The following is a 6,857-nucleotide window of genomic DNA, read 5'->3' on the forward strand; positions in this document are numbered from 1 at the left end:
GCGTGCCGCGCGGCAAAGTGATGACGGGGGCGGGTTTCCTTGAAGGACGGCGCCTGCAAATGGCCCGTGGCGTCCTGCTGCAATGCATCATGGGCGGCTACCCTGAAGCCTGTTTTTATGGCGGTGAAGACGGTGATCTGGCGCTGGTGCCAGACCCGACCCACATTCATCGTCTGCCCTGGAGTACACCGCCACGGGCATTGGCCATTTGTGATGCCAATGAACTCTCGGGTGGTCCCTCAGCCCTCTCGACCCGTGGCCAGCTCAAGGCTGTGATTGCCCGTTACGCTGCGCATGGGCTGGCGCCGGTGGTGGCGACCGAGCTGGAGTTTTTTGTCTTTGCGCCCAATCCCGACCCGACTCAAGCCTTTCGCCCGCCCGTTGGCCTGGACGGTCGACGCGAAGACGGCAGTGCTGCGTTCAGCATCAGTTCCAACAACGGCCTGCGGCCATTCTTCAGCGAGGTGTATGCGAGCATGGCGGCGCTGGGTCTGCCCCGTGACACCGTTATGCATGAAATGGGCGTCAGTCAGTTTGAGATCAACCTGCTGCACGGTGACGCGTTGCTGCTGGCCGATCAGACTTTTTTATTCAAGCACCTGCTCAAGGAAGTCGCGCTTAAACACGGCCTGACCGTGGTGTGCATGGCCAAGCCGCTGGCGCACACGGCAGGCAGTTCGATGCATATTCACCAAAGCGTGGTGGCGCAGGGCAGCGGGCAGAATGTATTCAGCGATGAGGCGGGGCAACCCACCGCGATGTTTCGCCACTTTATCGGTGGGCAGCAAGCGTGCATGGCCGACTTCACCGCGCTGTTTGCGCCAAACGTCAACTCATACCAGCGCTTGTGCCACCCGTACGCATCGCCAAACAACGCCTGCTGGTCACTGGATAACCGCTCCGCCGGGTTGCGCATTCCGGCCAGCGCAGCGGTAGCCCGGCGCGTCGAAAACCGCTTGCCGGGTGCAGACGCCAACCCTTATCTGGCCATTGCCGCCAGTTTGGCCGCCGGCTTGCATGGCATCGAACAAAAGCTGGAACCGACGCCTGCCATTCAGGGCCAATTCGAGGTCCCGGATGCCTTGTTACTGCCCTGTACCTTGCATGCCGCGCTAGAGCGACTTAAGCGCAGCCGTTTAGCGATTGAACTGTTCGGCACTGAGTTCATCGAAGGCTACATCGCGTCCAAGACTCTGGAGCTCACCAGCTTCTACGATGAAATCACTCCCTGGGAGCGCCGTGTATTGGCGGCTCAGGCTTAAGCAGGAGTCGCACGGAACGCCATGCATCAAATCTGGAAATCCTTTCGCGCGTTGTATTTTGCTTCGCTGATGATGTTGATTGGCTCGGGCCTGTTAAGCACCTACCTGGCGCTGCGTCTGGCCGCCGACAATGTCGACGGTTTATGGATCGGCGCCTTGATGGCCGCCAACTATTTTGGTCTGGTACTGGGGGGCAAAATTGGCCACCGGTTGATTGCCCGAGTGGGGCATATCCGCGCCTACGCCACCTGTGCCGGCATCGTCGGCGCGGCGGTGCTCTGTCACGGTCTGACCGACTGGCTGCCGATGTGGCTGCTGCTACGGGTGATTGTCGGTTTGGGCATGATGTGCCAATACATGGTCATCGAAAGCTGGCTCAACGAGCAGGCCGACGCCAAACAGCGGGGCGTGGTCTTTAGCCTGTACATGATCGCCTCCTACCTGGGGCTGGTACTGGGGCAACTGATACTCGTCATCCACCCGCAACTGGGCCTTGAGTTGCTGATGCTTGTGGCCATGTGTTTTGCCCTGTGCCTGGTGCCTGTGGCCATGACCCGACGAATTCACCCGGCGCCCTTGCACCCGGCACCGATGGACCCGAAATTCTTTATACAGCGGGTACCTCAATCCTTGATCGCCGTACTGGGCGCGGGCTCACTGGTGGGTTCGTTCTACGGCTTGGCGCCGCTGTACGCCTCCCAACAAGGGCTGTCCACCGAACTGGTCGGTTTGTACATGGGCTGCTGCATCTTCGCAGGCCTGCTGGTGCAATGGCCGTTGGGCTGGTTGTCGGATCGCTATGACCGACCGTTGCTGATCCGCATCCTCGCGTTCTTGCTGGCCCTGGCCTCATTGCCACTGGCGCTCTTGCCGTCGGTACCCGTTGAAGTCCTGTTTGCCGCAGGCTTTCTCAGCGCGTTGTTGCAGTTCTGCATCTACCCGCTGGCCGTTGCCTTTGCCAATGACCACATCGAACCGGAGCGGCGCGTGTCCTTGACCGCCATGCTGCTGGTGACCTACGGCATCGGTGCCAGCATCGGCCCGCTGCTGGCGGGTGTACTGATGAAAATCATGGGCAGCCAAATGCTCTACGCCTTCTTCAGCGTGGCGGGATTGCTGCTGGTGTGGCGCATCCGCCCGAATGACGTGACCAACCTGCACCAGGTCGACGACGCCCCGCTGCAACACGTCGCCATGCCGGACAGCATGTCCAGCTCTCCTCTGGTGGCTGCGCTTGACCCGCGGGTCGATGAGCAAGTGGTGCAGGATCAGATGGTGGATAACGTGGAGCCGCAAGGTGAATCGGAGCCACAGCCTGAAGTTCACCCGCAAGACGTTACCCAAGAGACTGAGCGTAAGGAGTGACAGTCATGGGTTTGAAGCACCTTTAAGGCGCTTTGGACTGCTGGGGAAGGGCGTCTGACATGGCATGGGTGCACAGTGGTAACTGTTGAGTCCGTCTGGAGTTTGATTTCGGTGGAGATATTCTTCGCCTTTATAGTGCCATGACCTTTGAGCAAGGCCATGGGTTTGAAGGTGCCGGGTTCGTACACATCGCTGCTTTAAAGAGTCCAGACTTGGACACCTTCTTGGTAGATTTTTTCGGGGTTAGACCGTCGCGTTCCCAGAGAAATTGAGTGATCTTGACGTCCATGTCTTTGGCGATGCGTCGGCCAAAGGTGTCGTAGCGGTAGGCGACGTCGCTGCCGTCGGGCAGGGTAATGCCGATGAGGCGGTGTTGGCTGTCGTAGCGGTAGTGGCGCACCAGTCGTTGGCCGGCGCCGCGTCGTTCGCGGATGAGGTTGCCGTAGGCGTCGTAGTCGAAGTGGCAGTCGCCTTGCATCAGCAGGCGGTTGCCTTTGATTTTGCCGTGGCTGCGGCCCTGGCCGTTGTAGCTTTGGCTGAGCAGGTTGCCCGCCGGGTCGTGGGCGAAGTGTTCGACGTGGTTGATGAAGCCGACGACTTCGGTGAGGCGGTCGAGGGGGTCGTAGGCGTAGCTGTTTTGACCTTTGCGGCTGTCGGTGAGCAGGCGCAGGTTGCTGTTGGCGTCGTATTGGTAGCTGCGCCGGTAGTGGTAGTGGCCGGTGACTTCGCCGTTGTGGTCGAGCGGGTGGACGCGGTGTTCCTTGAGGCGGTGTTGTTCGTCGTAGTGGTATTCGCTGAGCACCGCGCCTTGTTGGCGCATGATTTCGCGCCCGTGTTCAAAGCGGTGGCCGGTGAGGCGCTGGCCGTTGAGGTGGATGGCTTTGAGCACGCCGCCGGGGTGGTAGAGGTAGTGCAGGCGGTTGCCGTCGGGCAGTTTGCAGTGGCTGAGCTGGCCAAGGGCGTCGTAGCGGTAGCGCAGGGTGGCCCAGCCCTGATGCTCGGTGATGAGGCGGTCTTGCAGGTCGTATTCGTAGGCCAGCGGCCATTGGCCGTCGTCGACGGCGGTGAGGCGGCCGAGGCTGTCGTAGGTGTAGGTGATTTCACTGCCGTCGGGCAGGGTTTTGATCAGCAGGCGTCCGGCACTGTCGCGCTGGTAGGCGTTTTTCAGCGGTTGGGTGTCGGAGTATTCGGTTTTTTCCAGCAGGTGGTAGGCTTATTCGTAGCGGGTGATGCGCTTACGTTCGGCGGTGTCTTAGCCGTAAAAGTTGTAAAGCCGCAGTGCAGGGATATTTGGCTCAGGCGTCCTGCGGCGTCCCATTTGTAGTGGGTGAGTTTCCCACCCATGTTGGCTCTGCATTGGAAATAGCGAAGCCGAATGCCAGATTGCTAATATGTCTATATTGAATGTTTTAAAGAGCATTTATATACGAGGTGTGAGCCTGCAGGTGCAATGAGCTTACGGAGATCTCCCTAAACGGTATTTCTTAGTTTTTGTTCGTAACTACTAAGAAAATCTGCCCAGTTGTGTACTAACTGGTCTTCTGAAGTTGCTGAGTCCTCTGGGTGGGTATATATCTAATAAGAGTTGATACTTCTTCTGGATATCCAAAATCAGCGTAAATCTCATCGATTGTTTCAAAAGGGTCGTTGTAGTGGTGTTTATTCTCGAAAAGCCAAGATAGCAATGTGTAGATCCAGACTTTTGAGGGGTCTTTTTCAGTATTAGTGTTCTGGGTGAGAGAGCGAAGTAATTCGTGCGCATTAAATATGCTCTTGAGTGCTTAATGATGCTAGCTCTACTTGCTTGTTACATGGGTCTAATGCCAATGCTTCTGATGCGTACTGTGAAACCCCGCTTTCATTTGTATGGAGTTTGCTTAGTCCGTATTGAAGCTCTTTCCAGCTTAAGTTTTGCGCTTTGTGGTGAGTATATATTCCGTCAAGTAAAGGAAGCATTACATTAATCCTTTTTAAAATAATTGAGCAGTTTTTCAAGCTATTCGAATTCACAATCATTTATATATGTATGACTGTGAATTATTTTTTAAGCGCTTCTCATGCTTTAGAGTCAGTAAGCGTTGGTTGGCCCAGTCGATATTTAGCAGGGGATAAAAATCTCGTCAGTCTGAGCTTATGATATTTATTAAAAGTCATTACGCGCCTAAGATTTTAAAATATCTAAGCTACCATGTTTAGACGTTATAGATTGCACGCAGTCATCTTCATTGATGAAAGGGGAGCTACTGAGCCTATCTAAGATCCAATGTGCGTTCAATTCAGAAAATAAATGATTCCAAGTGGGGTCTCTCGCCTCTAATTCTGTGATTACCACCCCCTTAAACCCATACCCTTTCCCCTCAGTTAATAGAAATGAGTTTTTTTTATAAGAATAGGCAATAACTTTTGGCCAGTCTGTACTGTGTGGATACTCAGGCTCCAAATCTACTTTTGCTACTGTATAAAAACTGTCCATTATTCCTCCGGAAGGATATCTATTTTTGTAAATTCTACGTTGCGCCCATCCAAATGTATTTGTTGTGCTCCACCGGTCCCGTATTGTGGGTAGGCATTTGTGAATGGTTCTAAAGTTGTTTTTTCGGTGTCTCCCTTACTGAATGGTATCCGTACTTCGGGTGTTCCTTTTTTATATAACTGTAATGTATCAAATCGTGCACGAATCCTTGAGTCGCTCCATGATTTGGGGCCGTTCATATCTGGACCCACTTCAGGGCCTTTAATTTGGAACGCATCGCGAGCTTTTTTTCCGGAGAAAAACTCTTCAAATCCTGCATAGGTCACTGGAGCTTTATACTTGGTTAGAACCTTTTCCGCATACTCATTAATGGTTCCATCGTCATTCAGGTATCTCATATATCTATAGCCAGTCCCGGGCAATGTCGAATCAGGCCCTGACGGTCCCACATAAAAATCCGGGCTGGCTTGGGGTATCCCGGGTTCAATAGAAGAAGTTTTAGACTCTGTTCCCGGACAATCCCCCTCAACACTCATCAACCCCAACGGATCCACCCACCCCGTGGGGTTGGGCACGTACTGGTAGCTGTTGAGTCCGCCCGCCAGTTTGATCGGGTCGGGGGTCAGGTAGCGGCCGGTGTTGGGATTGTAGTAGCGATGGCGGTTGTAGTGTAGTCCGCTTTCTTCGTCGTAATACTGGCCCTGAAAACGCAGAGGGTTGCTGATTTCATTGATGTCGAATTTGATGACGTTGCCGTAGGCCCGGTAATGCGCCGACCAGACGATTTTGCCGCCTGGGTCGGTCAGTTCTTGCGGGGTGCCCAAATGGTCGAGCTGGTAGTAGTAGACCTCGTGGGTTGTGCCGTGGCCTTTGAGTAAAGCCATCGGTTTGAAGGTGCCGGGTTCGTACACGTAGCTGCGGTACAGCGGCCAGCCGTAGACGCCTTTTTGGTAGATGTTCTCGGCAATCAGCCGGTCGCCTTGCCAGAGAAATTGGGTGGTTTTGCCGTCCATGTCTTTGGCGATGCGTCGGCCAAAGGCGTCGTAGCGGTAGGCGACGTCGCTGCCGTCGGGCAGGGTGATGCCGATCAGGCGGTGTTGGCTGTCGTAGCGGTAATGGCGCACCAGTCGTTGGCCGGCGCCGCGTCGTTCGCGGATGAGGTTGCCGTAGGCGTCTTAGTCGAAGTGGCAATCACCTTGCATCAGCAGGCGGTTGCCTTTGATTTTGCCGTGGCTGCGGCCCTGGCCGTTGTAGCTTTGGCTGAGCAGGTTGCCCGCCGGGTCGTGGGCGAAGTGTTCGACGTGGTTGATGAAGCCGATGACTTCGGTGAGGCGGTCGAGGGGGTCGTAGGCGTAGCTGTTTTGACCTTTGCGGCTGTCGGTGAGCAAGCGCAGGTTGCTGTTGGCGTCGTATTGGTAGCTGCGCCGGTAGTGGTAGTGGCCGGTGACTTCGCCGTTGTGGTCGAGCGGGTGGACGCGGTGTTCCTTGAGGCGGTGTTGTTCGTCGTAGTGGTATTCGCTGAGCACCGCGCCTTGCTGACGCATGATTTCGCGCCCGTGTTCAAAGCGGTGGCCGGTGAGGCGCTGGCCGTTGAGGTGGATGGCTTTGAGCACGCCGCCGGGGTGGTAGAGGTAGTGCAGGCGGTTGCCGTCGGGCAGTTTGCAGTGGCTGAGCTGGCCGAGGGCGTCGTAGCGGTAGCGCAGGGTGGCCCAGCCCTGATGCTCGGTGATGAGGCGGTCTTGCAGGTCGTATTCGTA

General features: G+C 55.7%; 5 protein-coding genes and 2 pseudogenes. 2 read left to right on the top strand and 5 right to left on the bottom strand.

Annotated features, from left to right (window positions below):
* The first annotated feature begins 20 nt into the window (after window positions 1-20).
* Together GHN86_RS17485 and GHN86_RS17490 are read left to right on the top strand one after the other, a co-directional pair.
* Window positions 21-1,262: a glutamine synthetase family protein gene (locus GHN86_RS17485; RefSeq protein ID WP_194286297.1), complete on the top strand. Its 1,242-nt coding sequence runs from the start codon at window positions 21-23 to the stop codon at window positions 1,260-1,262.
* Window positions 1,263-1,283: 21 nt separating this feature from the next.
* A complete protein-coding gene (locus tag GHN86_RS17490) occupies window positions 1,284-2,627 on the top strand; it encodes an MFS transporter (protein WP_153387021.1) in 1,344 nt (447 codons plus the stop codon).
* A 125-nt stretch (window positions 2,628-2,752) separates the two neighbouring features.
* Here the strand turns inward: GHN86_RS17490 and GHN86_RS17495 are convergent.
* The 5 genes and pseudogenes from GHN86_RS17495 to GHN86_RS17515 form a co-directional block, all read right to left on the bottom strand.
* Window positions 2,753-3,831 (bottom strand): annotated as a pseudogene (locus tag GHN86_RS17495) (hypothetical protein); the annotation flags it as partial.
* A 325-nt stretch (window positions 3,832-4,156) separates the two neighbouring features.
* On the bottom strand, window positions 4,157-4,396 hold the full coding sequence (locus GHN86_RS24105; protein ID WP_397462672.1) for a DUF2247 family protein: 240 nt from the start codon (window positions 4,394-4,396) through the stop codon (window positions 4,157-4,159).
* On the bottom strand, window positions 4,389-4,583 hold the full coding sequence (locus tag GHN86_RS17505) for a hypothetical protein (RefSeq protein ID WP_153383245.1): 195 nt from the start codon (window positions 4,581-4,583) through the stop codon (window positions 4,389-4,391). Before GHN86_RS17505 ends, GHN86_RS24105 begins: the two co-directional genes overlap by 8 nt.
* A 205-nt stretch (window positions 4,584-4,788) precedes the next feature.
* Window positions 4,789-5,100, bottom strand: coding sequence for a hypothetical protein (locus GHN86_RS17510; protein ID WP_153383243.1), 312 nt, complete (start codon window positions 5,098-5,100; stop codon window positions 4,789-4,791).
* A pseudogene (locus tag GHN86_RS17515) lies at window positions 5,100-6,857 on the bottom strand (RHS repeat domain-containing protein); the annotation flags it as partial. The gene GHN86_RS17510 and the pseudogene GHN86_RS17515, both read right to left, overlap by 1 nt.

The organism is Pseudomonas helleri (assembly GCF_009600315.1).
Lineage (GTDB): Bacteria > Pseudomonadota > Gammaproteobacteria > Pseudomonadales > Pseudomonadaceae > Aquipseudomonas > Aquipseudomonas helleri_A.